This is a genomic window from Planococcus sp. RAB007_Raresut (assembly GCF_057369535.1).
On record NZ_JBXYIF010000086.1, the window covers coordinates 1 to 285 of the forward strand.

Annotated in this window: 1 protein-coding gene; it reads right to left on the bottom strand. The window is 46.7% G+C overall.

From position 1 onward, the window contains the following. Window positions 1-285: 16S rRNA (guanine(527)-N(7))-methyltransferase RsmG (locus AC2Q9J_RS17845; protein WP_499042009.1), on the bottom strand; the 285-nt coding region annotated here is incomplete at both ends.

Consider the following 285-nt stretch of genomic DNA (forward strand, 5'->3'; position numbering starts at 1 on the left):
CAAACTGTTCGCGGAACTTTTTATTTTTTCCGAACTCTTCGGCACGACCATGATGGAACGCGACACCTTCGAGTCCAAGCGCAAGGGCCAACTCGTTCAAAAAGGTGATGCGTTTGTTTAACGAATCGATGATCGTGTCGTGTAAGTGTGGGAATAAAATTTTGAGCGGAAGACTTGGGAATCCAGCTCCTGCCCCGACATCACATACGGTTTCGACTTTCGTGAAACCGAAATGAAACGCTGCGCTGAGCGAATCATAGAAGTGCTTCAAAAATACTTCTTCCC